General features: G+C 72.8%; 27 protein-coding genes. 10 read left to right on the top strand and 17 right to left on the bottom strand.

Annotation, left to right across the window (positions count from 1 at the left end; all coding sequences use genetic code 11):
- Nucleotides 1–136 (bottom strand): acyl-CoA dehydrogenase family protein (locus J4557_RS46225; protein ID WP_208273831.1); only part of this gene is annotated, 136 nt, incomplete at its 3' end.
- 175 nt (nt 137–311) lie between these two features.
- Between J4557_RS46225 and J4557_RS46220 the strand changes: the two genes are divergently transcribed.
- A complete protein-coding gene (locus tag J4557_RS46220; protein WP_243777432.1) occupies nt 312–1,586 on the top strand; it encodes a UDP-glucose dehydrogenase family protein in 1,275 nt (424 codons plus the stop codon).
- 38 nt (nt 1,587–1,624) lie between these two features.
- Complete coding sequence (locus J4557_RS46215) at nt 1,625–2,044, top strand: CoA-binding protein (protein ID WP_208273816.1); 420 nt, start codon at nt 1,625–1,627, stop codon at nt 2,042–2,044.
- A 107-nt stretch (nt 2,045–2,151) separates the two neighbouring features.
- Here J4557_RS46215 and purE read toward each other — a convergent pair whose 3' ends face one another.
- Both purE and J4557_RS46205 read right to left on the bottom strand, forming a co-directional pair.
- A complete protein-coding gene (purE, locus tag J4557_RS46210) occupies nt 2,152–2,643 on the bottom strand; it encodes a 5-(carboxyamino)imidazole ribonucleotide mutase (RefSeq protein WP_208273813.1) in 492 nt (163 codons plus the stop codon).
- A gap of 157 nt (nt 2,644–2,800) precedes the next feature.
- The gene (locus J4557_RS46205; RefSeq protein WP_208273812.1) at nt 2,801–4,009 is read right to left on the bottom strand and encodes a 5-(carboxyamino)imidazole ribonucleotide synthase; all 1,209 of its coding nucleotides are present in this window, start codon (nt 4,007–4,009) and stop codon (nt 2,801–2,803) included.
- 220 nt (nt 4,010–4,229) lie between these two features.
- Between J4557_RS46205 and J4557_RS46200 the strand changes: the two genes are divergently transcribed.
- Nucleotides 4,230–4,817 (top strand): GtrA family protein, encoded by a 588-nt coding sequence (locus J4557_RS46200; RefSeq protein WP_307800598.1) that lies wholly within the window; start codon nt 4,230–4,232, stop codon nt 4,815–4,817.
- A 76-nt stretch (nt 4,818–4,893) separates the two neighbouring features.
- Here J4557_RS46200 and J4557_RS46195 read toward each other — a convergent pair whose 3' ends face one another.
- The 5 genes from J4557_RS46195 to glgX all read right to left on the bottom strand — a co-directional run bounded on the left by J4557_RS46195 (nt 4,894) and on the right by glgX (nt 13,350).
- Nucleotides 4,894–6,171 (bottom strand): sensor histidine kinase, encoded by a 1,278-nt coding sequence (locus tag J4557_RS46195; protein WP_208273810.1) that lies wholly within the window; start codon nt 6,169–6,171, stop codon nt 4,894–4,896.
- Between the two features lie 101 nt (nt 6,172–6,272).
- Nucleotides 6,273–6,944, bottom strand: a complete 672-nt coding sequence (locus J4557_RS46190; RefSeq protein ID WP_019629095.1) for a response regulator transcription factor — start codon at nt 6,942–6,944, stop codon at nt 6,273–6,275.
- 175 nt (nt 6,945–7,119) lie between these two features.
- The gene (gene treZ, locus J4557_RS46185) at nt 7,120–8,955 is read right to left on the bottom strand and encodes a malto-oligosyltrehalose trehalohydrolase (protein ID WP_208273809.1); all 1,836 of its coding nucleotides are present in this window, start codon (nt 8,953–8,955) and stop codon (nt 7,120–7,122) included.
- A complete protein-coding gene (gene treY / locus J4557_RS46180; RefSeq protein WP_307800597.1) occupies nt 8,952–11,192 on the bottom strand; it encodes a malto-oligosyltrehalose synthase in 2,241 nt (746 codons plus the stop codon). The genes treZ and treY overlap by 4 nt, the downstream gene beginning before the upstream one ends.
- Nucleotides 11,185–13,350, bottom strand: a complete 2,166-nt coding sequence (glgX, locus tag J4557_RS46175) for a glycogen debranching protein GlgX (RefSeq protein ID WP_208273807.1) — start codon at nt 13,348–13,350, stop codon at nt 11,185–11,187. The genes treY and glgX overlap by 8 nt, the downstream gene beginning before the upstream one ends.
- 190 nt (nt 13,351–13,540) lie before the next feature.
- Between glgX and J4557_RS46170 the strand changes: the two genes are divergently transcribed.
- Entirely contained in the window at nt 13,541–13,843 is a 303-nt protein-coding gene (locus J4557_RS46170) for a (2Fe-2S)-binding protein (protein ID WP_208273805.1), read from the top strand.
- Nucleotides 13,844–13,949: 106 nt separating this feature from the next.
- Complete coding sequence (gene bfr / locus J4557_RS46165) at nt 13,950–14,447, top strand: bacterioferritin (RefSeq protein ID WP_208273803.1); 498 nt, start codon at nt 13,950–13,952, stop codon at nt 14,445–14,447.
- 6 nt (nt 14,448–14,453) lie between these two features.
- Here bfr and J4557_RS46160 read toward each other — a convergent pair whose 3' ends face one another.
- Together J4557_RS46160 and J4557_RS46155 are read right to left on the bottom strand one after the other, a co-directional pair.
- Entirely contained in the window at nt 14,454–15,485 is a 1,032-nt protein-coding gene (locus J4557_RS46160; RefSeq protein ID WP_372442599.1) for an adenylate/guanylate cyclase domain-containing protein, read from the bottom strand.
- A 243-nt stretch (nt 15,486–15,728) separates the two neighbouring features.
- Complete coding sequence (locus tag J4557_RS46155) at nt 15,729–16,592, bottom strand: biotin--[acetyl-CoA-carboxylase] ligase (RefSeq protein ID WP_208273791.1); 864 nt, start codon at nt 16,590–16,592, stop codon at nt 15,729–15,731.
- A 141-nt stretch (nt 16,593–16,733) separates the two neighbouring features.
- Here J4557_RS46155 and J4557_RS46150 point away from each other — a divergent pair, with 141 nt between their 5' ends.
- Nucleotides 16,734–17,507: an enoyl-CoA hydratase/isomerase family protein gene (locus J4557_RS46150; RefSeq protein ID WP_243777422.1), complete on the top strand. Its 774-nt coding sequence runs from the start codon at nt 16,734–16,736 to the stop codon at nt 17,505–17,507.
- Between the two features lie 22 nt (nt 17,508–17,529).
- Here J4557_RS46150 and J4557_RS46145 read toward each other — a convergent pair whose 3' ends face one another.
- The 3 genes from J4557_RS46145 to J4557_RS46135 are packed head-to-tail and all read right to left on the bottom strand — an operon-like array spanning nt 17,530 to nt 20,933.
- Nucleotides 17,530–17,862, bottom strand: coding sequence for a TraR/DksA family transcriptional regulator (locus tag J4557_RS46145; protein WP_307800596.1), 333 nt, complete (start codon nt 17,860–17,862; stop codon nt 17,530–17,532).
- 36 nt (nt 17,863–17,898) lie between these two features.
- Nucleotides 17,899–18,342: a GNAT family N-acetyltransferase gene (locus J4557_RS46140; RefSeq protein ID WP_208273790.1), complete on the bottom strand. Its 444-nt coding sequence runs from the start codon at nt 18,340–18,342 to the stop codon at nt 17,899–17,901.
- On the bottom strand, nt 18,342–20,933 hold the full coding sequence (locus tag J4557_RS46135; RefSeq protein ID WP_208273823.1) for a phosphoenolpyruvate carboxylase: 2,592 nt from the start codon (nt 20,931–20,933) through the stop codon (nt 18,342–18,344). Before J4557_RS46135 ends, J4557_RS46140 begins: the two co-directional genes overlap by 1 nt.
- A 131-nt stretch (nt 20,934–21,064) precedes the next feature.
- Here J4557_RS46135 and J4557_RS46130 point away from each other — a divergent pair, with 131 nt between their 5' ends.
- From J4557_RS46130 to J4557_RS46120, 3 genes are all read left to right on the top strand, one after another.
- Entirely contained in the window at nt 21,065–22,657 is a 1,593-nt protein-coding gene (locus J4557_RS46130; RefSeq protein WP_208273789.1) for an acyl-CoA carboxylase subunit beta, read from the top strand.
- 73 nt (nt 22,658–22,730) lie between these two features.
- Nucleotides 22,731–22,970, top strand: coding sequence for an acyl-CoA carboxylase subunit epsilon (locus J4557_RS46125; RefSeq protein ID WP_208273788.1), 240 nt, complete (start codon nt 22,731–22,733; stop codon nt 22,968–22,970).
- Between the two features lie 151 nt (nt 22,971–23,121).
- The gene (locus J4557_RS46120) at nt 23,122–24,189 is read left to right on the top strand and encodes an NYN domain-containing protein (protein ID WP_190867070.1); all 1,068 of its coding nucleotides are present in this window, start codon (nt 23,122–23,124) and stop codon (nt 24,187–24,189) included.
- Here the strand turns inward: J4557_RS46120 and J4557_RS46115 are convergent.
- Genes J4557_RS46115 through J4557_RS46100 form a run of 4 tightly spaced genes read right to left on the bottom strand, consistent with a single transcriptional unit; the run spans nt 24,186 to nt 26,195 of the window.
- Nucleotides 24,186–24,713, bottom strand: coding sequence for a hypothetical protein (locus J4557_RS46115; RefSeq protein WP_208273787.1), 528 nt, complete (start codon nt 24,711–24,713; stop codon nt 24,186–24,188). The two genes, J4557_RS46120 and J4557_RS46115, sit on opposite strands and share 4 nt — an antisense overlap.
- Before the next feature lie 5 nt (nt 24,714–24,718).
- Complete coding sequence (locus tag J4557_RS46110; protein ID WP_208273786.1) at nt 24,719–25,111, bottom strand: hypothetical protein; 393 nt, start codon at nt 25,109–25,111, stop codon at nt 24,719–24,721.
- A gap of 2 nt (nt 25,112–25,113) precedes the next feature.
- Complete coding sequence (locus J4557_RS46105) at nt 25,114–25,833, bottom strand: hypothetical protein (RefSeq protein ID WP_208273785.1); 720 nt, start codon at nt 25,831–25,833, stop codon at nt 25,114–25,116.
- Nucleotides 25,834–25,883: 50 nt separating this feature from the next.
- Nucleotides 25,884–26,195: a hypothetical protein gene (locus J4557_RS46100; protein WP_208273784.1), complete on the bottom strand. Its 312-nt coding sequence runs from the start codon at nt 26,193–26,195 to the stop codon at nt 25,884–25,886.
- 97 nt (nt 26,196–26,292) lie between these two features.
- Here J4557_RS46100 and J4557_RS46095 point away from each other — a divergent pair, with 97 nt between their 5' ends.
- Complete coding sequence (locus J4557_RS46095; protein ID WP_208273783.1) at nt 26,293–26,550, top strand: hypothetical protein; 258 nt, start codon at nt 26,293–26,295, stop codon at nt 26,548–26,550.
- Nucleotides 26,551–26,895: the final 345 nt, after the last annotated feature.

Genomic DNA, 26,895 nt, shown 5'->3' with positions numbered 1-26,895 from the left:
CCTCCTGCGGGAAACGCGCGTCCTCGTCCACCTCCGCCGCGAACGGCGCGATCTTGGCATCCGCCAGCTCACGCACCGTCGCCCGCAGCAACTCCTGCTCCTCCGACGGCGCGTACGCGGGAAAGTCATGGCTCATGACGCAAATGCTACCGGCCAGTAGACTCCGCTGCGCCCCCACCGGTACCGGGCAGCACTTCGGGGAAGGTTGACTAGGGCGTACGACGGCGGCAGCGAACCGGAAGGAGCCCGCCTTGACCCAGCGGCTGACGGTCATCGGAACCGGTTACCTCGGTGCCACCCATGCGGCCTGCATGGCCGACCTGGGCTTCGAGGTGCTCGGCCTGGACGCCGACAAGGACAAGATCGCCCGGCTCGCGGCCGGTGACCTGCCGTTCTACGAACCCGGGCTCGAACCGGTGCTGCGCCGCGGCCTGGAGAGCGGGCGGCTGCGGTTCACCACGTCCTACGAGGAGGTCGCCGACTTCGGCGACGTCCACTTCCTGTGCGTCGGGACCCCGCAGAAGGCGGGCGAGTACGCCGCCGACCTCGCCTACGTGGACGCGGCGGTCGGCGCGCTCGCGCCGCTGCTGCACCGGCCCTGCCTGATCGTCGGCAAGTCGACGGTGCCGGTGGGGACGGCGGCGCGGCTCGCCGAGACGGTCGCGAGGACCGCGCCGGCGGGCGGCGACGCCGTCCTCGCGTGGAACCCCGAGTTCCTGCGCGAGGGGTTCGCCGTCGAGGACACCCTGCACCCGGACCGGATCGTCGCCGGGCTGCCCGCCGAGCAGGGCGCCGCCGAGCACGCGGAGAAGGTGCTGCGCGAGATCTACCGGACGATGATCGCCGACGACACGCCGTTCCTCACCGCCGACTACGCCACCGCCGAGCTGGTCAAGGTGTCGGCGAACGCGTTCCTGGCCACCAAGATCTCGTTCATCAACGCGATGGCGGAGGTCTGCGAGGCCGCGCACGCGGACGTGACCAAGCTGTCGGAGGCGCTGTCGTACGACGACCGGATCGGCGGCCGGTTCCTCGGCCCCGGGCTCGGGTTCGGCGGCGGCTGCCTGCCCAAGGACATCCGCGCGTTCATGGCGCGGGCCGGGGAGCTGGGCGCCGACCAGGCGCTGACGTTCCTGCGCGAGGTCGACGAGATCAACATCAGGCGCCGGATCCGGATGGTGGACCTCGCCCGGCAGCTGCTCGGCGGCTCGTTCGCGGACCGGACGGTCGGGGTGCTCGGCGCGGCGTTCAAGCCGAACTCCGACGACGTGCGCGACTCGCCCGCGCTGGACGTCGCCGCGACGATCCGCGCGCAGGGCGGCCGGGTGACCGTCTACGACCCGCGCGCGATGGAGAACGCCCGCCGCGCCCAGCCGTCGCTGGACTTCGCGCCGTCGGCGCTGGACGCGGTCAGGGATGCGCACGTCGTGCTGCTGCTGACCGAATGGCGGGAGTTCCGCGACATGGACCCGGCGGACCTGTCCGCGGTGGTGGCGGAGCGCAACATCGTGGACGGCCGCAACGCCCTGGACCCCGAGCGCTGGCGGACCGCCGGCTGGAACTACCGCGCCCTCGGCCGCCCCTGAACGGGAACGATCGGGGCCCGGCGGGTGTTGTCGCGGGCATGGGTGATGTCTACGCCGACCCGGACGTGATCAGCCGGCTGCTCAGCGAGTCCAGGACGTGGGCGTTCGTGGGCCTGAGCGACAACCCGGCCCGGGAGGTCTACAACCAGGCGCGGCTGCTGCAGCGGCGCGGCAAGCGGATCATCCCGGTGCATCCGTCGGGCGGCACGGTGCTGGGCGAGCAGGGCTACGCGTCCCTGGCCGACGTGCCGGACGCGGCGGACGTGGACGTCGTCGGCGTCTACCGGCGCTCCGAGCACGCGGGCGCGGCCGTGGACGAGGCGATCGCGGCGGGCGCGAAGGCCGTGTGGATGCCCCTCGACGTGGTCGACGAGGCGGCGGCCCGGCGCGCGAAGGAGGCCGGGCTCGACGTGGTCATGGACCGCTGCCCCGCCGTGGAGTGGAGCCGCCGGCACTGAGGAACCCGCCGGTGGAACCCGCCGGTGGAACCCGCCGGTGGAACCCGCCGGTGGAACCCGCCGGTCCCGAGCGAGAGCAAGCCGCGGCACCGGGCCGCGCGAGGCCGTCAGAGGCTCTCTCGGAGCCGTTCGCCCTTCGCCTTGGCCTGGTCGTACAGCGCCTGCTGGAAGTCCTTCATCTTCGCCTGGAGCGCCTCGTCGGACGCCGCGAGGATGCGGACGGCCAGCAGCCCGGCGTTGCGGGCGGCGCCGACCGCGACCGTCGCGACCGGGACCCCGGCGGGCATCTGCACGATCGACAGCAGCGAGTCCATGCCGTCGAGGTACTTCAGCGGGACGGGCACGCCGATCACCGGCAGCGGCGTCACCGACGCGAGCATGCCGGGCAGGTGCGCGGCGCCGCCGGCGCCCGCGATGATCGCCCGGAGCCCGCGCCCGGCGGCCTGCTCGCCGTAGGCGATCATGTCGTGCGGCATCCGGTGCGCGGACACGACGTCGGCCTCGTAGGGGACGCCGAACTCCTCCAGGGCCTCCCCCGCGGCCTTCATGACCGGCCAGTCGGAGTCGCTGCCCATGACCACGCCCACCAACGGGCTCATGCGTGCCTCCTGTGAGGAGACGACCCCCACGCCCCCCGGTTCGCTTCGCTCATGCGTGCCTCCTGTGGGGGGACGACCCCCCACACCCCCCGGTTCGCTTCGCTCATGCGTGCCTCCTGTGGGGGGACGACCCCCCACGCCCCCCGGTTCGCTTCGCTCATGCGTGTTCCTTCATCGCCGTCCCCCAGCGCAGGTAGTCCGCCGCATGCCGGGCGCGTTCCCGCAGGTCGGGCAGGTCGTCACCGAGCACGGTCACATGGCCGATCTTGCGGCCCGGCCGGGACTCCTTGCCGTACATGTGCACCTTGACGCCCGGATCGTGCGCCATCACGTGGACGTAGCGGGAGTAGACGTCCGGGTCGTCGCCGCCGAGGACGTTCGCCATCACCGTGTAGGGGGCGGTGGGCTCGGTGGAGCCGAGCGGCAGGTCCAGGACGGCCCGCAGGTGCTGCTCGAACTGGGACGTGCGGGCGCCCTCGATCGTCCAGTGCCCGGAGTTGTGCGGGCGCATCGCCAGCTCGTTCACCACCAGGCCGCTCCCGCCGCCCTGTCCGCCCTCCGGCGCCCCGGTCTCGAACAGCTCGACCGCGAGCAGGCCCGCGACGCCCAGCTCGTCGGCGATCCGCAGCGCGAGGCTCTGCGCCTCGGCGGCCAGCTCGCCGGACAGGCCCGGTGCCGGGGAGATCACCTCGACGCAGATGCCGTCGTTCTGGACGGTCTCCACGATCGGGTACGCGGCGCCCTGCCCGTAGGGGGAGCGGGCGACGAGCGCGGCCAGCTCCCGCCGGAACTGAACGTGCTGCTCGACCATCAGGTCGACGCCCTCGCCGATCAGCCGCTCCACCAGCTCGGCGGTCTCGACGCCGGGCTCGTCGGCGATCCAGACGCCCTTGCCGTCGTAGCCGCCGCGGGTCGCCTTCAGCACCACCGGCCAGCCGTGCTCCCGGCCGAACGCCTCCAGCGCGGGCACCGGGTCGGCCGAGGGCAGGGGCGCGTAGGCGGGGCAGGGCGCGCCGAACGCCGACAGCCGGTCCCGCATGACCAGCTTGTCCTGGGCGTGGGCGAGGGCCGCCGAGCCCGGCCGGCACGGCACCCCGGAGATCTCGACCTCCCTGATGTGCAGGTCGGGGACGTGCTCGTGGTCGAACGTCACCACGTCGCACCCCTTGGCGAACGCCATCAGGTCGTCCAGGGCGCGGTCGTCGCCGACCTGGACGTCCGCGACGACCTTCGCCGCCGAGTCGTCCGCCGACCCGGCGAGGACGCGCAGCGGCACGCCGAGGGCGATCGCGGCCTGCTGGGTCATCCGGGCCAGCTGCCCGCCGCCCGCCATGCCGACGACCGGTGTCTGAGGTGGATTGCTCACGTCAGAAGGCTATCGGCCCATGGACCCGAACAATTCCCCCGTTCCGGGCGTCGGACCAGGTGTGGACCTCCGGGCTCGGGGCAGGGAACGCGAGGAAAACGCAGAACGTTCATGTTCCGACGTCGTGGGGTCGGGGGCGTCTATCCTCGTTGTGCCCCCGCACCGGCCGCGTCAACGACCGCGGCGCCACCAGCCGAGGTCCGGAAGGACGGTTCCCTTCGTGAACCTGATCGCCACTCTCAACCGGCGTTTCGCGCACCTGCTGCGCGAACTCGCCCAGTTCGGCAGCGTGGGCGCGATCGCCTTCGTGATCACGGTCGGCATCGGGAACGGGATGAACAGCGGCCTCGGCATGGGCCCGCTGACCTCCAACGGCGTCGCCACCGTCGTCGCGACGACGTTCGCCTACCTCGCCAACCGCTACTGGACGTTCCGGCACCGCGACCGGACCGGGCTCGGCCGCGAGTACGTGCTGTTCTTCGCGCTGAACGGCGTCGGCCTGGTGATCACCGAGATGTTCATCGGGTTCACGCACTACGTGCTGGGGCTGACGGGCGCGATCCCCTACAACATCTCGCTGGTGATCGGCACCGGCGTCGCCACGCTGTTCCGCTTCTGGTCGTACAAGAAGTGGGTCTTCCTGCCCGCGAGCGCCCCGCCCGTCGACCCGGCGTCCGGGCTGCCCGAGGGGCCCGGCGCGCACGCCGCGACCAGCCCGCGCGCCATGAACGGCGGGTCCGGCCCGTCGGGGCGGCTCGGTCACCCGCTCGACCAGGACGCCGCGGGCGACTACGCCCAGTTCTCCTGACCTCGCACGGCGTTCCCTCCCGGCCTCGCGCGCTCTCCGAGCCGCCCCGGCACCGCCTCTCCTGGCAGGCCCCCCGCTAGGCGGGCCCCAGGACGACGCGTTCTCCGGCCAGCCGGGCCTCCGCCGCCTCCCGCAGGAACACCCCGAACACCGCCGGGCGGGACTGGAGCAGCTCCAGCCGCCCGCCGTCCACCACGGCCAGCGAGCGGGCCAGGTAGAGGCCGAGGCCGGTGCCGCGGCCGCCGCTGACGCTCCGCTCGAAGATCCGCGGCTCCAGCTCGGGCGGTATCCCGGCGCCCTCGTCGCCGACCTCCACCACCACCGAGCTGGCGCCCGGCTTGGTGTGGATGGTGACGGTCCCGGCGCCGTGCATCAGCGAGTTGTCCAGCAGCGTCGCGACGATCTGCGACAGGCCCTCCGGGTTGGTCATGCCGACCAGGCCCTGCTCGCCGACGATCCGCACGTCCCGGCCGTCCCGCCGGAAGATCGGCCGCCACTCCTCCACCTGCTGGCGGATGATGTCGTCGATCGGCGAGGCGACGGCGCCGCCGGTGCGGTCGTGGCGGGCGCGGGCGAGCAGCTGCTCGACGACGGCGACGAGCCGCTCAGCCTGCGCGACGGCCGCGGCGCCCTCCTCGCGGACGACGTCGGGGTAGTCGGCCGCATCGATCATCTCCTCCAGCCGCATGGACAGCGCGGTCAGCGGGGTGCGCAGCTGGTGGGAGGCGTCGGAGGCGAACTCGCGGCTCGCGGCGAGCAGGTCGGCGATGCGGACGGCGCTGCGGTCCAGCACCTCGGCGACCCGGTCGACCTCCGGGATGCCGTAGCGGCGCCGGCGCGGCCGGGCGTTGCCGGTGCCGAGCCGGTCGGCTGTCTCGGCGAGGTCGCGCAGCGGCAGCGTCAGCTTGCGGGCCTGGACCATCGCGAGGCCGACGGTGACGGCGACGCCGAGCAGCGCGAGGCTGCCGATGAACAGCAGCAGCCGCAGTTCCTGGTCCTTCAGCTGGGAGGCGGGCCGCGACATCCGCACCCGCACGCCCTGCCCCGCCGCGGTCGCGGTGAGCTGCCGCGCGCCCGGACGGGGCCGCGGCCCCGCCTCGACGGCGGCGCCACCCGGCAGGGTGACCGCGATGTACCGGCCGGGGTACTCCCGCGCGATCGCGGCGCCGGTGACCGGCTGGCGCGACTCGAGGGTGTAGGCGACCCCGCCGGCGATGGCGGACGCCTCCCGGTCGAGGGACTGCCCGGCCTCCTCGTAGATGAGCTTGTGGGCGGCGTAGGCGAGGGGTATGCCGAGCAACAGGATCGCGACCACCGCCACCGCGAGCGTCGACAGGAGGAGTCGGCGCCTCATCTGGGCTCCTTATGGTGGGGCCACGCCCGGGCGGGGCGCCCCGGGCCTCTCGGGAAGGCCCGGGGGCTGACCGCGCGGCCATGGCGGCCGGTACGGGCCTGTCAGTCGCCGCGCTCGAACCGGAAGCCGACGCCCCGCACGGTGGTGATGTAGCGGGGGCTGCCGGCGTCGTCGCCGAGTTTGCGGCGCAGCCAGGAGATGTGCATGTCGAGGGTCTTCGTGGAACCCCACCAGTTGGTGTCCCACACCTCGCGCATGATCTGTTCGCGGGTCACGACCTTCCCGGCGTCCCGGACGAGGACGCGCAGCAGGTCGAACTCCTTGGTGGTGAGCTGCAGTTCCTGATCGCCCATCCAGGCGCGGCGCGACTCGGCGTCGATCCGCACCCCCTGGACGATCGGGGTCTCGGTGCTGCCGCGGCGCAGCAGCGCGCGGACCCGGGCCAGCAGCTCGGCCAGGCGGAACGGCTTGGTGACGTAGTCGTCGGCGCCCGCGTCGAGACCGACGACGGTGTCGACCTCGTCGGCCCGGGCGGTCAGGATCAGGATGGGCACTCCATGCCCCTCGGCACGGACCCGGCGGGCCACCTCCAGGCCGTCCAGCTCGGGTAGGCCCAGGTCGAGAACAATGAGGTCCACGCCGCCCCCGAGCGCCCGCTCGAGCGCCTGCGGACCGTCCGGGCTGACTTCGACGGTGTACCCCTCGCGACGCAGCGCGCGGGCGAGAGGCTCGGAGATGGACGTGTCGTCCTCGGCGAGCAGTACTGAGGTCATGAACCGATCGTATGACCATTCTTGAACGTTTCCCGGGTGCCGCCGCGCTCTTGACCTGCGGTTTGCCACTCGTAGTACATCCTCGAACACCCATCTTCCGGTCGGTACCGGGAGCTAGGCGGACATCGCGCCGCGGGCCGCCGGGCGGCGGGCGGCGGGCGCGCCGCCGTGAGCGTCATCCGCAGACGGCGGCCGACGCGCCCGGGAGGATCACGACCGGGGTTTTGGAATCGCCGTTGACGCCGGTTTCCAACCGGATTGCCGGATCTGACGCGAGCAGCAGGCGGGCCCCGGCCCCGGGCAGCGGGAGCCGGACGGTCGCGTCGCCGAGGTTCGCCGCCACGCGGACGCCGCCGCGCCGCATGACCAGCCAGCGGCCGGCCGCACCGCCGGCGCCGGCGCTGCCGTCGGCTTCGCTGGTCACGACGGACGCGGCGGTCAGGCGCGGGTCGTTCAACTCCGGCCGGGCGCGGCGCAGCGCGATCAGGGACCGGTGCCATTCCAGCAGGCCGGCGTGCGGTCCGGCGGCGGGCTCGGCCCAGTCGAGGACGGACCGGCGGAAGGTTTCCACAGCCTGTGGATCGGGGACCTCGCCCGTCCAGCCGTGCCGGGAGAACTCCCTGCGCCGGCCCTCGCTGACGGCCCGCGCCAGTTCCGGGTCCTGGTGGTCGGTGAAGTAGCACCAGGGCGTGGAGGCGCCCCATTCCTCGCCCATGAAGAGCATCGGTGTGAACGGCGCCAGGACGAGCAGCGCCGCGCCGACCTTGAGCAGCCCGGGAGGGAGCCCCGCCCCGGCTAGGACGGCGCCTATACGGTCCCCCGCGCCCCTGTTACCGACCTGGTCGTGGTTCTGCAGAAAACCGAGGAACCGGTGGGCGGGCAGCTTTTCCAGGTCCACGGGACGGCCGTGCCTGCGTCCCCGGTACGTCGACATCGTTCCGTCGTGGACGAACACCCTCGTCAGTGCTTTCTTGAGGGTCTCCAGAGAACCGAAGTCGCAGTAATAACCCTGCCGTTCACCGGTCAGCGCGGCGTGCAGGCAGTGGTGGAAATCGTCGCTCCACTGGGCGTCGAGCCCGTATCCGCCCGCCTCCCGCGAGGTGACGAGGCGCGGATCGTTCAGGTCCGATTCCGCTATGAGGAACAGATGCCGTCCCAACTGCGCGGACAAGGCCGACACCGCCTGCGCCATCTCTTCCAGGAGATGGACGGCGCTGTGGTCGGTGATGGCATGGACGGCGTCCAGGCGTAGCCCGTCGAAGTGGTAATCCCGCAGCCACATCAACGCGTTCCCTATGGCGAAGGCACGGACCTCGTCCGAGCCTTCCTGGTCGTAGTTGACCGCGTCGCCCCAAGGGGTGCTGTGGGCGCTGGTGAAGTAGGGACCGAAGTCGCCCAGGTGGTTTCCGTCGGGCCCGAGATGGTTGTAGACGACGTCCAAGACGACGGCGAGGCCACGCGCATGTGCGGCATCGACGAAACGCTTCAGCGCGTCAGGGCCGCCATAAGGCTCGTGGGGCGCCCATAGGAGGGCACCGTCGTAGCCCCATCCGTGGTGGCCCGGAAAGGACGCGACGGGCAGGAGTTCCACGGCGTCGATCCCGAGCGTGACGAGATGGTCGAGACGCTCGATCGCGGCGTCGAACGTCCCTTCGGGCGTGAACGTGCCGACGTGCATCTCGTACAGGACGCTGCCGGGCAGCGGGCGTCCGCGCCATCGCCCGTCCGTCCAGGCGAACCGGTCGTGCTCGTAGACGCGGCTGAGACCGTGCACGCCGGACGGCTGCCACGGGGAGCGCGGGTCGGGCAGGGGATCGGCGGCGCCGTCCAGCGCGAACCCGTAGTCCGTCCCGTGCCCCGCGCCGGGCACGCCGGCCGTCCACCAGCCCGGCCGTCCCTCCGCCGCCGCCATGGGACGGCGCTCTCCCGCGACGACGACATCGACGCGCCGGGCCCCCGGGGCCCAGACCTCGAACGGCCGGCTCCTCTGCCGATCTTCCGGAGGGTTCACCTGTCGATCTCCCGGGGGACGATCAGCGCGACGGGCAGATGCGCGAACACCTCGGCGGCTTCGAGGCGCGGGCCCCAGTGCGTGGCGCCGGTGAGGACGTCCCGCCAGCCCTGCCGGCCGACGTCCACCTCCGTCCGGTCCCAGCCGCCCTCGCGATCCAGGCCGGCGGGGAGCCGGGTGGCGAGCGCGATCGCGCCGCCCCGCCGGAACGCGACGACGTGGTCGGCGGCGGGCCCCGCCACCGCGACCGGCTCGTGCGCCGCCGGCGGCCCGAACCACTGCGGATGGGTGCGGCGCAGCCGGAGGGTCCGCGCCGTGACCAGGAGCTTCTCGTCGTCGACGTCCCTCGGCGGCCGGCCGGTGTCGAGCCGGTGCAGCCGCTCCCGGCGCCGCCCGTAGTCCACCGGCCGCCGGTTGTCGGGGTCGACGAGCGCCAGGCCGGTCAGCTCGCAGCCCTGGTAGACGTCGGGGACGCCCGGCATCGCGAGCTGGACGAGCTTCTGCCCCAGCCCGTTCACCCGCGCGTACGGTTCGAGCCGCGCCACGAACGCGGTCAGGTCGGTGACGAGGTCGGGGTCCTCCAGGACGCGCCGGGCGTACCCGAGGGCGGCGTTCTCGTAGGCGGTGTCCTGCTCGGCCCAGGACGTGCGGGTCTTGGCCTCGCGCATCGCCTTGACGAGGAACTCGCGCAGCCGGTCGGGGGTGATCGGCCATGCGCCGACGAGCGTCTGCCAGAGCAGGTACTCCAGGTCGGGTTCCATCGGCGACTCGGCGGGCCCCCACCAGGAACGCCACCGGTGCACCGCGTCGGCCCACTCGTCCGGCAGCTCGGACAGGACGGCCAGCCGCGCCCGCACGTCCTCCTGGCGTTTGGTGTCGTGCGTGGACAGCGTCGTCATCGTGGACGGCCAGTCCCGCGCGAGCCTGATGCAGTGGGCGTGGAAGTCGGCGGGACTGACGGAGAAGCGCCCCGGGTCGCCGCCCACCTCGTTGAGGACGGCCATACGGTTCCAGCGGTAGAAGGCGGTGTCCTCGACGCCTTTGGCGGCCAGCGGCGCGGCCGTCTGCTGGAACCGCACGATGAACTCGGGATCGGCGTTCTCGCCTCGCCCGAGCGCCATCTCCACCACCGTGTCGAGCGCCGGATGCAGCTCCTCGGGCAGGTGCCCGCGCGCTCTCTGCGCGGCCTCGGTGAGCACGTCCACGGCCTGCGGAGGCGGGTCCTCACCGGGCACGACGTACGCCCGGTAGACGGGCATGGCCACGAGCAGCGCCTGCAGGGCCTGTTCCAGGTCCGCGTCCTGCTTCCCCACCACGCGCCCGAGGACGCGCATCAGCCGGTCCATCTCCGGCTTCATGCCGTGGGTCGCGGCGTGCAGGCGGGCGTCGTGCTCGACCTCCTCGAAGGCCGCGGGTCCGCCCGTCAGCGCCGTGTAGAGCTCGGTGAGCGGCTCCTCGCCCGCCGGGTCGACGAACAGGCCGCCGATCATCCCGAGCGAGTCGTAGCCGGTCGTGCCCGCGCACGGCCAGTCCGCGGGCAGCCGCTCCGCCCCCTCGGTGATCTTCTCGACGAGCAGCCAGCGGCCGGACGCGGCGCCAGCCAGGCGGCGCAGGTACCCGCGCGGGTCGGCGAGGCCGTCCGGGTGGTCGACGCGCAGGCCGTCCACCAGGCCCTGCCCGACCAGGCCGAGCAGCAGCGCGTGCGTCCGCTCGAAGACCTCCGGCTCCTCCTGCCGCAGCCCGATCAGCCCGGAGATGTCGAAGAACCTGCGGTAGTTCGGCTCGCCCTGGCCGGGCAGGACGAGCCGCCCGCCGCCCGCGTCCCAGTCCACGTCGAACCACTTCGCGTACGGCGACGACGGCCCCGTCGCCAGGACGGCGTCGAGCGGCAGGTTCAGGTCCGGCGGCACCGGAACGGCCATGTGGTTGGGGACGATGTCGACCAGCACCCGCAGCCCGTGCGCGCGGAACCGCTCCGCCATCGCGCCGAACGCCTCGCCGCCGCCCAGCTCGTCCGACAGCCGGGAGTGGTCGACCACGTCGTAGCCGTGCGTGGAGCCCGGCGCGGCCCGCAGGACGGGCGACAGGTACACGTGCGACACCCCGAGAGCCGACAGGTACGGGGCGAGCGCGGCGGCCTCGGCGAACCCGAAGCGGCCGTCGGGCGTGCCGCGGAGCTGGAGCCTGTAGGTGCCGGACGGGGGGTCGTCGTGCTCGGGGGGAGGCAGGTCAGACACGGCGTAGCACCTGGACGGAGCGGGCCGCGACCTTCACGGACTCCCCGGCCTTCACGACCGGCGACTCCTCCTCGGCGAGCAGCGGGTCGGCGGTGTCCAGCACCTTGATCCACATCTGCCCGTACGCGGCGGGCGGCAGCGCGAACGCCAGCTCGCCGTCGTGCGCGCTGAACAGCAGCAGGAACGAGTCGTCCCGCACCTGCCGGCCCCGCCGGTCCGGCTCGCCGATCGCCTCCCCGTTCAGGAACACGGTCAGCGACTTGTTGAACCCCGCGGACCAGTCCGTCCCGGCCATCTCCTCGCCGCCCGGGGTGAACCACACCAGGTCGGCCAGGTCGGAGACGCCGCCCCGGCCCGTCCTGTCGTCCCCGGACGGCCGGTCGCCGACGAAGAAGCGGCGGCGCCGGAACACCGGATGGTCCGTCCGCAGCTTCGACAGCCGCCGGACGAAGTCGAGCAGCGGGCCGCGCTCGTCGAAGAACGTGTCCTCGTGGAGGCCCGTCCAGTCCACCCAGGAGATCTCGGTGTCCTGGCAGTAGGCGTTGTTGTTGCCCTGCTGGGTGCGGCCGAGCTCGTCGCCGTGCAGCAGCATCGGGACGCCCTGCGAGAGGAACAGGGTGGTCAGGAGGTTGCGCTTCTGCCGCTCCCGCAGCGCGATGATGTCGAGGTCGTCGACCGGGCCCTCGTGGCCGCAGTTCCACGAGCGGTTGTCGTCGCTGCCGTCCCGGTTGTCCTCGCCGTTGGCCTCGTTGTGCTTGCCGTCGTACGACACCAGGTCGTGCAGCGTGAACCCGTCGTGGCAGGTCACGAAGTTGATCGAGGCGATCGGGCGGCGGCCGTCGTCGGCGTACAGGTCGGACGACCCGGTCAGCCGGGACGCGAAGTCGGGCAGCGCGCCCGGCTGCCCGCGCCAGTAGTCGCGCATCGTGTCGCGGTACTGGCCGTTCCACTCCGTCCACAGCGGCGGGAAGTTCCCGACCTGGTAGCCGCCCTCCCCCACGTCCCACGGCTCGGCGATCAGCTTGACCTGCGACACCACCGGGTCCTGCTGGACGAGGTCGAAGAACGCCGACAGCCGGTCCACCTCGTGCAGCTCGCGGGCCAGCGTCGCGGCCAGGTCGAACCGGAACCCGTCCACGTGCATCTCCGTCACCCAGTACCGCAGCGAGTCCATGATCAGCTGCAGCACGTGCGGGCTGCGCATCAGCAGGCTGTTCCCGGTGCCCGTGGTGTCCATGTAGTAGCGCTGGTCGCCGTCGGTCAGCCGGTAGTACGAGGCGTTGTCGATCCCCCGGAAGGACAGCGTCGGCCCCAGGTGGTTGCCCTCGGCGGTGTGGTTGTAGACCACGTCGAGGATCACCTCGATGCCGGCCTCGTGCAGCGCCTTCACCATCGCCTTGAACTCCAGCACCTGCTCCCCGCGCTCCCCCGACGAGGAGTACTCGCCGTGCGGCGCGAAGAAGCCGATGGTGTTGTAGCCCCAGTAGTTGCGCAGGCCCCGCTGGATCAGCGCGTCGTCGTGGACGAACTGGTGCACCGGCATCAGCTCGACCGCCGTGACGCCGATCGACGTCAGATGATCGATGATCACCGGGTGGGCGAGGGCCGCGTAGGTGCCGCGCAGCGCGGGCGGGATGTCCGGATGCCGGGCGGTGAGGCCCTTGACGTGCGCCTCGTAGATCACCGTCTCGTGGTACGGGATCCGCGGCGGCCGGTCGTCGCCCCAGTCGAAGTACGGGCTGACGACCACCGAGCGCATCGTGTGCCCGGCCGAGTCCAGGTCGTTGCGCGACCACGGGTCGCCGAACCGGTAGCCGAAGCACTCCTCGCCCCAGTCGATGCGCCCCTCGATCGCCTGGGCGTACGGGTCGAGCAGCAGCTTCGCCGGATTGCACCGGTGCCCGCGCTCCGGCTCGTAGGGCCCGTGCACCCTGAACCCGTACCGCCGTCCCGGCATCACCCCCGGCAGGTAGCCGTGCCAGACGAACGCGTCCACCTCCGGCAGCGTCAGCCGCGTCTCCTCACCGTCGCCCGCCGGCCCGTCGAACAGGCAGAGCTCCACTCGTTCGGCCGCCTCGGAGAAGACGGCGAAGTTCGTGCCCGCGCCGTCGAACCGGGCTCCGAGGGGGTATGCATCGCCCGGCCACACCTGTGCCACTGTCCCGCCCTCCCGTCGTACCGGGTGAAGCCCTTCCCCCTGAGGGTTGAATCACACCGTTTGGGAGACCACTGGCCAGAACGGACATCACTGGGTTACCTTAGGGGAGCCTAACCTTCATAAGGGTGCCCTAAGGGCCCAGGTCGGGCGCGTTCGTACCGGGTCGTCGCATGGAAGGTCCCCCAACCGGATGTACGTCTGCATCTGCAACGCGATCACGGAGGACGACGTCCACGGCTGCCTGTCCCGCGGCGGCTGCGGCACTGCCAAGGAGGTCAAGGCGGCCTGCGGCTTCAAGCCCGGCTGCGGCTCCTGCACCAAGCGGCTGCACGCCATGGTCAGCGAGTACCGCACCGCCGGGGAGCTCGCCGACGCCCTGACCGGCGGCCCGGTGCCGCTCGCCGCCGTCCCCGACGCCGCCCCGGCCGCCGCTCCCGTGACCGGTCCCGTGGCCGGCCCCGCCGCCGAAGCCGCCGCCGAAGCCGCCGCCTGAGCCGCCGCACCGCAGCCCGCACCGTCCGGCGACCCGCGCGGCGGCCCGCGCCGGCAGGCGCGCCGCTGCGGGGATCGGTGCGGCCCCCTGTGCGAGCATGAGGCCCATGGAAGGCGACAAGGACATCATCGCGCTGCTGAACGACCAGCTCACCGCGGAACTGACCGCGATCAACCAGTACTTCCTGCACTCCAAGATGCAGGAGAACTGGGGCTTCACGCGCATCGCGAAGCACACCCGCGACGAGTCGTTCGACGAGATGCGGCACGCGGAGCGGCTCACCGACCGGATCCTGTTCCTCGAGGGCCTGCCGAACTACCAGAAGCTCGGCACCCTGCGGATCGGCCAGACCGTCGTCGAGCAGCTCAAGGCGGACCTGGAGATCGAGATGGAGGCGGTCGCCCGGCTGCGCCCCGGCATCGAGCTGATGCGCTCGCGCGGCGACGTCACCTCCGCGCGGATCTTCGAGGACATCCTCGCCGACGAGGAGTACCACATCGACTACCTGGAGACCGAGCTCAGCCTCGTCCAGGCCCTCGGCGAGCAGAACTACCTGCAGCGCCTCACCGACGCCCCCGGCGAGGAGCTCGGCAAGCCGGCCTGACGCGCCCTACCGGCCGCCGTCGCCCGGCGGGCCGTCCTCGGGACGCGGCGCGCGCCGCAGCACGAACGGCTGCACGATCCCGAGCCCCTGGACGGGCCGCCGGACGATCCGCGTGATCCGGTACGCCGGCTCCTTCTCCAGCCGCGCCGCCAGCTCGCTGTCGATCACCACCGAACCCGGCCGGGCCAGCGACGTCAGCCGCGCCGCCAGGTTCACCGTGGTGCCGAACACGTCGCCCATCAGCGGCAGCACCGGCCCGTGCGCGACGCCGACCCGCACGTCCGGCACCTCGGTCTCGTCCTGGATCGCCGCCGCGATCGTCAGCGCGATCTCCGCGCCGATCGTCGGCGACTCCGCGCTGAACAGCACCTCGTCGCCCAGCGTCTTCACCAGCCGGCCCCCGCACGCGGCGATGATGTCGGCGGCGGTCTCCTCGAACCACTCCACCACCCGGGCCAGCTCGATCTCCTCCAGCTCCCGGCTGACCTGCGTGAACGACACCATGTCCGCGAACCCGACGGTGGTCAGCGGCCGCCCCGCGGGCTCCCCGTCCTCCCGGGTCGCCGCCGCCGCGATCGCCCGCGTCCCCGCCGCGGCGAGCTGCCGCCGCCACGCGTGCACCACCAGCGGCTCGAACTCCCCGATGTGCTTGTCGGCGATCTCCACGATCGTCCCGACCGCCTCCGCGGACGGCACGTCGTTCGGGTCCGGGGCGACCATCTCCCGCATGAGGTTGACCTGCCACTCCGCGAGCCGCGTCATGGTCTGCCCGAACGCCCGGATGAGGCGGATCACCCCGTCCTCGTCGAGCACGCCCTCCTCCATGAGGCGGCGGAGGCGGCACAGCGCCGCCACGTCGCCCTCGGTGTAGGCGACCGCGTCGTCCGGCATCGACGGGTACCCGAACGCGCGCCACACCCGCCCGGTGAAGTCCCGCGACACCCCCGACAACCGGACGGCGTCGACGCGCGTGTAGCGGAGCTCGCCGCCGAGGAGCAGCTCCTCGATCTCCTTGGGATCCGGCAGTCCGCGCGCCATCATCCGCCCCTCAGTCCGCCGTCGCGCGGAACCCCGCCGCCGGCGTCGTGGATCGGTACCATCCCATATCGTTGCAGATCCGACGTGACGCAGCGCACCCACCTGCGCTGTTCACCCGGCGTGCACCATCCCCCCACCGTCGCGAAGCGACGAACTTCAGTCCCTCGCCCCAGATACCGTCGCGAAGCGACAATGTTCAGTCCCTCGCCCAGATACCGTCGCGAAGCGACAATGTTCAGTCCCTTACCGGACGTGGATCACGTCGCCCGCGCTCACGGCGACGTCGCCGCGCGGCCCCTCGACCACGAGACGGCCCGACCCGTCCACGTCCCGCGCCGTGCCCTCCAGCGTCTCGTCCGCCGGCAGCTCCACCCGGACGCGGCGGCCGAGGGTCGTGCACAGATCCTTGTAGGCGGTGCGGAGCCCGCTGGACTCCGGGTCGCCGCCCAGCATCGTCCACTCGCCGTACCAGGTCCGCATCTCGCGCAGGATGGCGCGCAGCAGGGGCGCCCGGTCGGTGAGCGGGGCGCCCTCGATCGCCAGCGACGTCGCGGTCGGCACCGGCAGCTCCTCCGCGTGCAGTCCCACGTTCAGGCCGACGCCCACGATCAGCGCGTCGTCGACCTTCTCGGCGAGGATCCCGGCGAGCTTGCGGTCCCCGACCAGCAGGTCGTTCGGCCACTTCAGCCGGGCGTCCACGGCGACGTCGCCGTCCGCGCCGCCGAAGAACCGCTCCCCGGACTCGGCGAACGCGGTCATCCGGCGGATCGCGGTGGCGACCGCGACGCCGGTCAGCAGCGGCAGCCAGCCGAGCAGCGGCACCGGCACCGCCGGCCGCAGCAGCATCGAGAACATCAGCCCCGAGCGCGGCGGCGCCGTCCACGGCCGGCCGAGCCGCCCGCGCCCGGCCGTCTGCGACTCGGTGACCAGCACCGTCCCCTCCGGCGCGCCCTCCCTGGCCCGGGCCGCGAGGTCGGCGTTGGTCGACCCCGTCTCCGGCACGACGCGCACCTCCCGCCACAGCCCGCCCTCCTGGACGAGCGCGCTCCGCAGCGCCGCCTCGTGGAGCGGCGGCCGGTCCAGGTCCCCATACGCTGAATCGCTCACCCGTCCATCCAACCTCACCGGTCCCCGCTCTCTCCCGGCCGCCACCCGAACCCGGTTCCACGTGCGGCGAGTCGTCGTCATGAGCGGGCGGACGCCGACTCGCCGCGAGCCGGCGGAGGGGCGGCCGTTAGGGTTCGCGGCATGGATGGTGTGACGCTGCGGCGCGACGGGCACGTCGCGGAGATCGTGCTGGACCGGCCCGAGGCCCTCAACGCCCTGTCGACGTCGATGGCGCGGCGGCTGGCCGCGGTCTGCCGCGAGGTCGCCGACGACGCGTCGGTGCGGGCGGTGGTGCTGAGCGCGGCGGGCGAGAAGGCGTTCTGCGTCGGCGCGGACCTCAAGGAACGCAACTCGATGAGCGACGACGAGCTCCTCGCGCAGCGGCCGGTGTTCCGCGCCGCGTTCGGCGGCGTCCTGAACCTCCCGCAGCCGGTGATCGCGGCGGTGCACGGGTACGCGCTGGGCGGCGGCTGCGAGTTCGCGCTGTCCGCCGACCTGATCGTGGCGGACGAGTCCGCGGTGTTCGGGCTGCCCGAGGTGGGCGTCGGGCTCGTGCCGGGCGGCGGCGGGACGCAGCTGGCGCTGCGCAGGCTCGGCCCCGGCAAGGCCGCCGACCTGGTGTTCACGGGCCGCCGCCTCGGCGTCGAGGAGGCCCTGGAGTACGGCCTCGCCGACCGGAAGGTGCCCGCCGGGACCGCCCGCGAGGAGGCCCTGGGCATCGCCCAGGTGATCGCGCGGAACTCCCCGACCGCCGTCCGGGCCGCCAAGCGCGCGATGCGCCTCGGCGCCGGCGTCTCCCTGGAGGCGGGCCTGGACCTGGAGGACAACGCCTGGCGCACGGTCGCCTTCTCCGCCGACCGCCGCGAGGGCATCGCCGCCTTCAACGACAAGCGCAAGCCCGACTGGCCGAGCTAGCCCGCTCTGCTCGACGGGGGCGTCAGGGGCAGGTGACGCAGGTGCGGGCCGTCGGGCGGGCCTCCAGGCGTTCCGGCGCGATCGGGCCGCCGCAGCGTTCGCAGGTCCCGTAGGCGCCGCCGGCGAGCCGCCGCAGGGCGCCGTCGATCTCGGCGAGACGCGCCTCGGCCCGGTTCAGGGACGCCTCGATCCGGGCGCGCTCGAAGGCGATGGTGGCGCCCTCCGGGTCGTGCTCGTCGTCCACGTTGCTCTGCGCCGACGCCTCGACGACGCCGTCCCAGTCGCGGCGCAGCGACGCCAGGAGCTCCAGCGTGCCCGCGCGGTCCGCGATCAGGCGTTCCTCCGCTGTGGTCACACCGCGTTCAACGCCCGCCGCGCCCGGCGCGATTCCTCACGCCAGCGGCTTGGCCATGTGGACGACGTTGCGGCCCTTGAGGACCTCGCGGCCGGTCTCCCGGTAGCCGAGGCGCTGGTAGCGCGCGATGTTGCCGGTCATCCGCTCGTTGGTGATCAGGCGGAGCCGGGGCAGGCCGAGGGCGCGGGCGCGGGTCTCGGCGAACGCGAGCAGCCGCCCGCCGACGCCCGTGCCGTGCAGCTCCGGGTCCACGGCGACGTTGTCGACGAGGAGGACGCCGTCCTCGGGGACGAGGACGATCAGGCCGTCCGGCCCGGGGCCGGTCACGAACACGTGCCCGGCCCCGATCAGCGCGGCGTAGTCGTCGTCCATGGGCATGGGGCGGGTGCCGATGATCTCCGCCCAGGGCGCGTAGGCGGCCTGGACGATCTCCTCCACGCGCGCGCGGTCGGCGGCCGCCGCGGGCCTGACCTCCGCCATCAGCCGGTGTTCTGCAGCCCGGCGGCGACCCCGTTCACCGAGAGCAGCAGCAGCGCTTCGAGGTGGCTGCGCTCCTCCTCGTCGGTGACGCCCCCGGCGCGCAGCGCGGTGAGGGCGCGGAGCTGGAGGTGGGAGAGGGCGTCCACGTACGGGTTGCGCAGCTCGACGGCGCGGGACAGCACGCGGCGGTTCTCCAGCAGCCGCTCGTGGCCGGTGACCGCGAGGACGAGCCGCCGGGTGCGGTCGTACTCGGCGAGGACGGCCTCGGACAGCTCCGGGCGCCCGCCGAGGGCGAGGTAGCGCTCCGCGATCGCCCGGTCGGACTTGGCGAGGCTCATCTCGGCGTTGTCGAGCAGGGTGTTGAACAGCGGCCACGCCTCGTAGGCCTCGCGGAGCCCGGCGAGGTCGCGGCCGTCGTCGGAGACGGCGGCGAGGCCGCTGCCGAGGCCGTACCAGCCGGGCAGGTTGACGCGGGTCTGCGTCCACGCGAACACCCAGGGGATGGCGCGCAGGTCCTCCAAGCCGCGGGCGGCCTTGCGGCGGGCCGGGCGGGACCCGATCCGCAGCTCGGCGATCTCCTCCAGGGGGCTGACGCGGGCGAACCAGGCGGCGAAGCCGTCGGTCTCGATCAGCGCCTGGAACGCGTCCTTCGCCGCCTCGCCGAGCTTGTCGGCGAGCGGGCGGAACCGGGCGGCGGCCTCCCGGGCGCGGTCCTGGACGGCGTCGGTCGAGGCCAGCAGGACGGCGCTGGTGACCTGCTCGACGTGCCGCTCGGCGATCTCCGTCCGGCCGTACCGGGCGAAGATCACCTCGCCCTGCTCGGTGACCTTGAAGCGGCCCGCGACGGAACCGGGGGCCTGCGCGAGGATCGCCCGGTTCGCGGGGCCCCCGCCGCGGCCGAGGGATCCGCCGCGCCCGTGGAAGAGGGTCAGCGTGATGCCGTTGCGGGCCGCCCACGCGGCGAGCGCCTCCTGCGTGTCGTACAGGCGCAGGGTGGCGCTGGCCGGGCCGAGCTGCTTGGCGGAGTCGGAGTAGCCGAGCATGACCTCCATGCGGCGGCCGGTGTCGTCCAGCCGCCGCCGGACGGCCGGGATCTCCAGCATCCCCTCCAGCACGGACGGGGCGCGCTCCAGGTCCTCGCCGGTCTCGAACAGCGGGATGACGTCGAGGACGGGCGCGCCCTCGCCGAGGGACGCGGCCAGCTCGTGGACGTTCGCCATGTCCTGCGCGGACCGGGTGAACGACACGATGTAGCGGTGGCAGGCGCGGACGCCGAAGCGCTTCTGGATCCACGCGACGACGCGGAGGGTCTCGAGGATCTCCTCGGTCATCTCCGACCTCTCCCCGCCCGCGCGGACCTCGGCCAGGGCCGCCTCGTGCAGCTCGGAGTGCTGGCGGATCTCCAGCTCGGCGAGGTGGAAGCCGAACGTCTCGACCTGCCAGATCAGCTGCTGGACGCGCCCGTACGCCTGCCGGACGGCCCCGGCGGCCGCCAGGGACCCCTGGACGGTCCGCAGGTCGGCGAGCAGCTCGTCCGGGGACGCGTAGGCGAGGTCGGCGTCGCGTTCGCGGGTGGCCGCGACCCGCGCCGCCGCGTACAGCAGGAACTGGCGGTGCGGCTCGCCCGGCGACCGCTTGGCGTCCTCGGCGAGCCGGGACGGGTGCGCGGTGCGGGCGGCGGCGAGCGCGTCCCGCAGCTCCGCCGAGGCGGGCGTCGTGGCCTCGTGGACGGTCAGCTCGCGGCCGATCCGCGCGCAGGCGGTCTCCAGCGCGCGCAGCACGTGGTCGGCCTGGATCATGATCGCGTCGCGGGTGACCTGCGCGGTGACGTAGGGGTTGCCGTCCCGGTCGCCGCCGATCCAGCTGCCGAACCGCAGGTACGGGCGGGCCTTCGGCGGGCGGGTGCCGGTGCCCTCCCCGTCGAGGGCGCGGTCGAGGGCGCGGTAGACCTGCGGCACCACCCGGAAGATCGTCTCGTCGAACGCGGCCATCGCGGTGCGGACCTCGTCCAGCGGGTCCATCTGGGTGCCGCGGCGCAGCGCCGTCCGCCACAGCACGTCGATCTCCTCGCGGAGCCGCCGCTCGGTCTCCTCCCGCTCGCTCGCGCCCTGCCCGCCGTTCAGCGCCGTCAGCAGGTCGCTGATCCGCTGGATGGCGGTGACGACGGCGCGGCGGCGGGCCTCGGTCGGGTGCGCGGTGAAGACGGGCCGGAACTCCAGGCCCTCGATCATCTCGGCGAGCCGGTCGCCGCCCGCGGCGCGGATCTCGTCGACGGCCGCGGCCACCGAGCCCGGCACGCTCCCGCCGGTGTCGCGCTCGCGGAGCGTCCGGATCCGGTGGTGCTCCTCGGCGAGGTTCGTCAGGTGGAAGTACACGGTGAACGCGCGCGCGACCTGCTCGGCCCGCTCCAGCGTCCAGCCGTCGACGATCGCCGCGACCTCGTCGGCGGACGTCTCGCCCCGCCGGGCGGCGATCACCGCGTGGCGCAGCCGCTCGACGTCGTCCAGCAGCTCCCGGCCCCCGTACTCCACGAGCCCGTCGCCGAGCATCGCCCCGAGGAGGCGGACGTCGCGGCGCAGCGGTTCTGGCATGTCCTGCCGGAGGATGTCTCGCGTCTTCGTAGCCACGCGCCCAGCGTAACGAGCCCGGTGGGACGGAGTTCATCCCGGTCAGCGGGCCCCGCCCGCCGGTCCGGGGTCAGCGTGCGGTTACCCTGGCCCGCATGGCGACGGAAGCCCCTGAACCCGCGGTCGAGTACGACATCCACACGACGGCGGGAAAGATCGCGGACCTGGAACGGCGCCGCTACGAGGCGGTGCACGCCGGCTCGGCGCGCGCCGTCGAGAAGCAGCACGCCAAGGGCAAGATGACGGCCCGGGAGCGGATCGACGCGCTGCTCGACCCCGGCTCGTTCGTCGAGTTCGACGAGATGGCGCGGCACCGGTCCACCAACTTCGGGATGGAGAAGAGCCGCCCCTACGGCGACGGTGTCGTCACCGGGTACGGCACGGTCGACGGCCGGCCGGTCGCGGTCTTCAGCCAGGACTTCACCGTGTCCGGCGGATCCCTCGGCGAGGTGTTCGGCGAGAAGATCGTCAAGGTCATGGACCACGCGCTGAAGACGGGCTGCCCGGTGGTCGGGATCAACGACTCCGGCGGCGCGCGGATCCAGGAGGGCGTCGTCGCGCTCGGCCTGTACGCGGAGATCTTCAAGCGGAACGTGCACGCCTCCGGCGTCATCCCGCAGATCTCGCTGGTCCTCGGGCCGTGCGCGGGCGGCGCGGTGTACTCCCCCGCGATCACCGACTTCATCGTCATGGCCGACAAGACCTCGCACATGTTCATCACCGGCCCGGACGTCATCAAGACGGTCACCGGCGAGGAGGTGACCATGGAGGAGCTGGGCGGCGCGCACTCGCACAACTCCCGGTCGGGCGTGGCCCACTACCAGGGCTCCGACGAGGAGGACGCGATCGAGTACGTCAAGGCGCTCCTGTCGTACCTGCCGTCCAACAACCTCTCCGACGCGCCCGCGTTCGACGTGCCGGTCGACCCGTCCGAGCCGGTCGAGGACCTCGACACCCTCATCCCGGACTCGCCGAACCAGCCGTACGACATGCACACCGCGATCGAGCACGTGCTCGACGACGGCGAGTTCCTGGAGGTCCAGGAGCTGTTCGCGCCGAACATCATCTGCGGGTTCGGCCGCGTCGAGGGCCACTCGGTCGGCATCGTCGCGAACCAGCCGATGCAGTTCGCCGGGACGCTCGACATCGACGCCTCCGAGAAGGCCGCCCGGTTCGTCCGGACCTGCGACGCCTTCAACATCCCCGTGCTGACCTTCGTGGACGTCCCCGGCTTCCTGCCCGGCACCGACCAGGAGTGGAACGGGATCATCCGGCGCGGCGCCAAGCTGCTGTACGCCTACGCCGAGGCGACCGTCCCGCTCGTCACAGTGATCACCCGGAAGGCGTACGGCGGCGCGTACGACGTCATGGGCTCCAAGCACCTCGGCGCCGACATCAACCTGGCGTGGCCGACCGCGCAGATCGCCGTCATGGGCGCGCAGGGCGCGGTCAACATCCTGTACCGGCGCGAGCTGGCCGCCGCGGACGACCCCGACACCCGCCGCGCCGAGCTGATCACCGAGTACGAGGACACCCTCGCCAACCCGTACGTCGCCGCCGACCGCGGCTACGTCGACGCGGTGATCAAGCCGTCGGAGACCCGCGGCCAGGTCGTCAAGGCGCTGCGCGCGCTCCGCGAGAAGCGCAAGACGCTGCCGCCGAAGAAGCACGGCAACATCCCGCTCTAGAGCACCGAGACGGACGTCCGTTCCCGGGGCCGGACCGCCCGCCGCGTCCGGTCCCGGCCGCCGAGGAGAACCCGTGACCGCTGAAGACAAGCCTTTCCTGCAGGTGGTGCGGGGCGACCCGTCCCCCGAGGAGGTCGCCGCGCTGGTCGCCGTGCTGACCGCGCGCGCCCGCGCCGCCGCCGCGGCCCGCGACGGCGGCGAGCCCCGGACGTCCCGCTGGGCCGACCGGACCCGGCTCGTCCGCGCCACCGCGTCCGGCGGCCTGCGGCCCCGCGGGCCCGGTGCGTGGCGGGCCAGCGGCCTGCCTCGCTGACCCCGCGCCGGCACCCGCGCGACGCGCCCGGGATGCGTCCGATCTCCCGTCCTATGGGGTGTGTTGATCCCCGGACGGGGAATGGGATCGGGCGACACGTAACCGTGGTTCGCGCCCAGCGGGGGTCTCCGCACGAATAAGGTGGAAGGCCATGGCCACCTCGGAGTTCGTCCCACAGCCCGCGCGATACGCCATCTTCGTCGACGCGGGGTACCTTTACGCGGCCTCCGGGGCCCTGCTGCTCGGCTGCGGCTCGCGGCGCGAGTACCGGGTCGCCGCCGAACAGCTGATCAAGGCCCTGACCAGCCACGCGGACGACCAGCTGCTGGGCGAGCTGCTGCGCGTCTACTGGTTCGACGCGGCGCCGAAGAAGCAGCCCACCGTCGACCAGCGCGTCATCGCGAACCTGCCGCTGGTGAAGCTGCGGCTCGGCAACCTGAACGCGCAGGGCCAACAGAAGGGCGTGGACGCCCAGCTCCGCGCCGACCTCGAGGCGCTCGCCCGGCACCGCGCGATCACCGACGCGGTGCTGCTGGCCGGCGACGAGGACATGCTGCCCGCCGTGGAGGCCGCGCAGCGCTACGGCGTCCGCGTGCACCTGTGGGGCGTGGAGCCGACGCACGGCTCCAACCAGGCCGAGTGGCTGGTGTGGGAGTCCGACCGGGTCGAGGTGCTGTCCGCCGACTTCCTGCGCCCCTACTTCACCAAGGCCAAGGTGCTGCCGGTGCCCGCGCCCGGCACCGCCGCCGCCGTCCGCGACGCGGCCGCCGCCGCGCAGCGCACCTCGCCCGTCCCGTCCCCGTCCCAGGTGTTCGCCGGGCGCCCCCCGGCGGTCAAGCCCGCGCCCGCCGCGGCCGTCCGCACCGCCGTGCCCGTCCCGGGCGGCGCCCCGGTGACCCCGGCGACCGTGGCGGCCTCGATGAACGCGGCGTCCGCCGCCCAGTCCGACGGCCGCCTCGGCCCGGACCGCGACCACATGCTGGAGATCGGCGAGCACGTCGCCCAGAAGTGGATCTTCGAGCGGGGCCGCGACAACATCCGCGACCTGCTGCCCGGCCCGATCCTGCCGCCTGTCATCGACAAGGAGCTGCTGATCGAGGCCGAGAAGGAGCTCGGCGGCTCCCTGCGCCCCTACCAGGAGGCCCGCACCTGGCTCCGCGACGGCTTCTGGGAGCGCGTCTACCGCGAGTTCGGCATCGGCTTCGGCAAGTCCGACTAACTCCTCGCGTCCACCCAGTCCCCGAGCCCATGCCGCTCGACGTACTCGCGCGCCCGCGCCGCGAGCGCCGGAGAGGCGAACGGCGGCCGCTCCCCCACGATGACCAGGCGGAGTTCGCCGGGCCCGGCCGGCGTCCGCAGCCGCGCGACGTGCGCGGGAACGGCCGGAACCGCCGCCGGGTCGAACCGCACGTTGAGCGACCGGACGCCCTTCACCGGGACCAGACCGAACGAGCTGATCGCGGCGGCGGGCAGCAGGAACGACTCGTCGCGGCGGGAGACGCGGACTCCGCCCGGAGTGAGGGCGAGCCGGTCCGGTGCGGCGCCGCCCCTGAGCGCGAGCGCCGCCAGCGCCAGCAGGGCACCGCCGAAGACGAGAGCGATCACGCCGGCGATCGCCTTCGAGCCGCCTTGCGCGAGCATGGCGACGCTGGCGGCGGCGAACACCGCGCCGACGAGCGCCAGCACCGCCGTCCCCGCCGCCCCGCCCCGCCCGCTCCGCTGATGCAGCACCAGCTCGTCCACCGCGCTCAGCCTCCGGCCTCGAGGTCGTCCTGGTATCGCTGAAGCTCACGCACCTTGTCCTCGATCTCGGCCATCGCGCTCCGCACCCGGTCCTGGAGCCGCCGGAACTCCGCGACGCTCTCCTCGGACGTCACCTCCTGGCCCTCGGCGGTCGCCTCGTCCCACTTCTCGGCGAACGCGTCCAGGTGCGGCGCCATGCCGCTGCCGAACAGCGGGGTCCCCGCGGCCTCCCGCAGGCTTCTGCGCCCGTCGAGCACCTCCTGGATCAGCCGGCGGAACTCGGGATCGCGCGCGTTCTCCTGGAGCAGCTCCAGATTGCGGCGCACGCGGTGGGACGCCTCCACGTCCCCCCGCGCGATGTCCATCATGGGCCGGCCGACGTCGTCGAACTCCGTCATGCTCAGATCACCTTGTTGTCGTAGGAGGTCTTGGGGAACTGCTGCTCCTCCAGGCCGTGGAGCGCGCCGAGGAGGCCGCTCACCAGGCCGATGAAGGCGAAGACGGCGGACACGGTCATGCCGACGTAGCCGAGGATCTCCAGCCACTTCAGGATCCCGATGCCGATCTGGCTCATGATCAGGGCCATCCCGACGGACGGCCCCACGATCGTCCAGCTGGTGGCCGCCGATGCGGCGGCCTCGATGGCGATCATGAGGGCGAGGTCCAGCAGCGCCTCCAGCCCGCTGACCGCCGCCTTCGCCGACGCCCAGGACCCGAACGCGACCGACTGGCACTCGTCGGCGACGCTCTGGATCGGCTCGGCCTGCTTCTCCACCGCGCCCGAGAAGTCCTGGAAGTACGTGCCGCACGCGGCGGCCGCGTTGCCCTCCCAGTCCTTCAGCATCGTCGCCGAGCCCTCCTTCAGGCCCTTGCCGTACTCGGTGTAGAACTCGCTGACGTGCTTGAGGGACGAGGCGAACTTGGAGATCGACTCCCAGTCGCCGGCGAGCTGCTGGGCCAGCCATTCGGCCGGGTTGACGCCGCAGATCTTGTCGATGACCCACAGCAGCCAGTGCCCGGGGCTGACGAAGTCGGTGAGCGAGAGGGAGATGTCGACGGCCTGCGGCATCGGTTGCGTGACCGTCGGCGAGACGAGCTTCGCGGCGGGCGAGGCGGTCATGCCTGATCCTTCCGGGAGGGTTCCGGGGGTTCACCGGTGGCGGGAGCGGATCATCGGGGATAAACCGAGTCCACCCTTTCGGCCGTCTTCTTCTCCGTGTGCCGGTAGACCTCGGCGCACTTGTGCAGCTCCGTGCCCGACGCGGAACTGAGCGAGTCCAGCCGCTCCAGGTTCTTCTTCACGGCGTCGCCTATCCGCACGACCCCCATGGTGTACACATAACCGAGGAGGCGACCGCGCCCGGCCTTCACGTTCTTCTCGTTCGCCTCGACGTATCGCCTGCCCTTTCTGGCGTCTCCGGAGAGGGCGGTCAGTGCCTCGCTGAACGTCTCCAGTGAGCTGGGAACGACACGAAATGACATCGGGTTCGCCTTTCTGGTCGCGGCCGGCGGTGCTTGCGCACGCCCGCCGCGGACTGCGAGGATCTCGACGGTCCGCGGACGGCACGGAGAGCACGAGGTGATGATGCGTCGCGCCTGGCGTCTCGCCTGGGTGGGCTGGGGCTGCGTGGCGGCCGGCGCGGTCTTCGCGCTCTCTTCGGTCTGCTACCTCTATTTCGAGGGGCTGGCGGCATCCGCGGGACTCGTCGCAGGCGGCGCGCTCCTGGTGTGCGCGGCGCGCCGGAACGGTCTCCGCGCGGCGGCTTTCGCGGTAACGGGCCTGCTCGTCATGGCCGTTCTACTGCCCCTGCCCGGACTCCTTTCCCGAATCGGCTGACCGCCGGCCGAGGAAGACCGGCGCAGCGCGGGGCCACGGCGAACCGGGAGCACTCCCGCGATCACGTCGTCGAATAGGCATATTGCGGAACTCTCGACCAAGAACACGTGAACTATAGGGCCACCGGATCGGCAGCGTCCATGGTTCATTACAAGATCTGTCATGCGAGGACAGAAGCACCTGGACAGAGGTGCCTCCGGGGTGCGTCAAAGGGGAGTCGGCCCACATGGGCGTGCGCCTGCGCGGGTCATGGAGGGGGCGAGGGGCATCGCACGAACCGAGGGGCCGGACACGTTTGGTAATTATTCGGGCGCGTTGGGTGGCGGGCGGGTACAGTCGGCGGCC

It is taken from the genome of Actinomadura nitritigenes (assembly GCF_017573545.1).
Classification (GTDB): Bacteria; Actinomycetota; Actinomycetes; order Streptosporangiales; family Streptosporangiaceae; genus Spirillospora; species Spirillospora nitritigenes.
The sequence above is the reverse complement of the archived record's forward strand: the minus strand, read 5'-3'. Positions and strand labels throughout refer to the sequence as shown.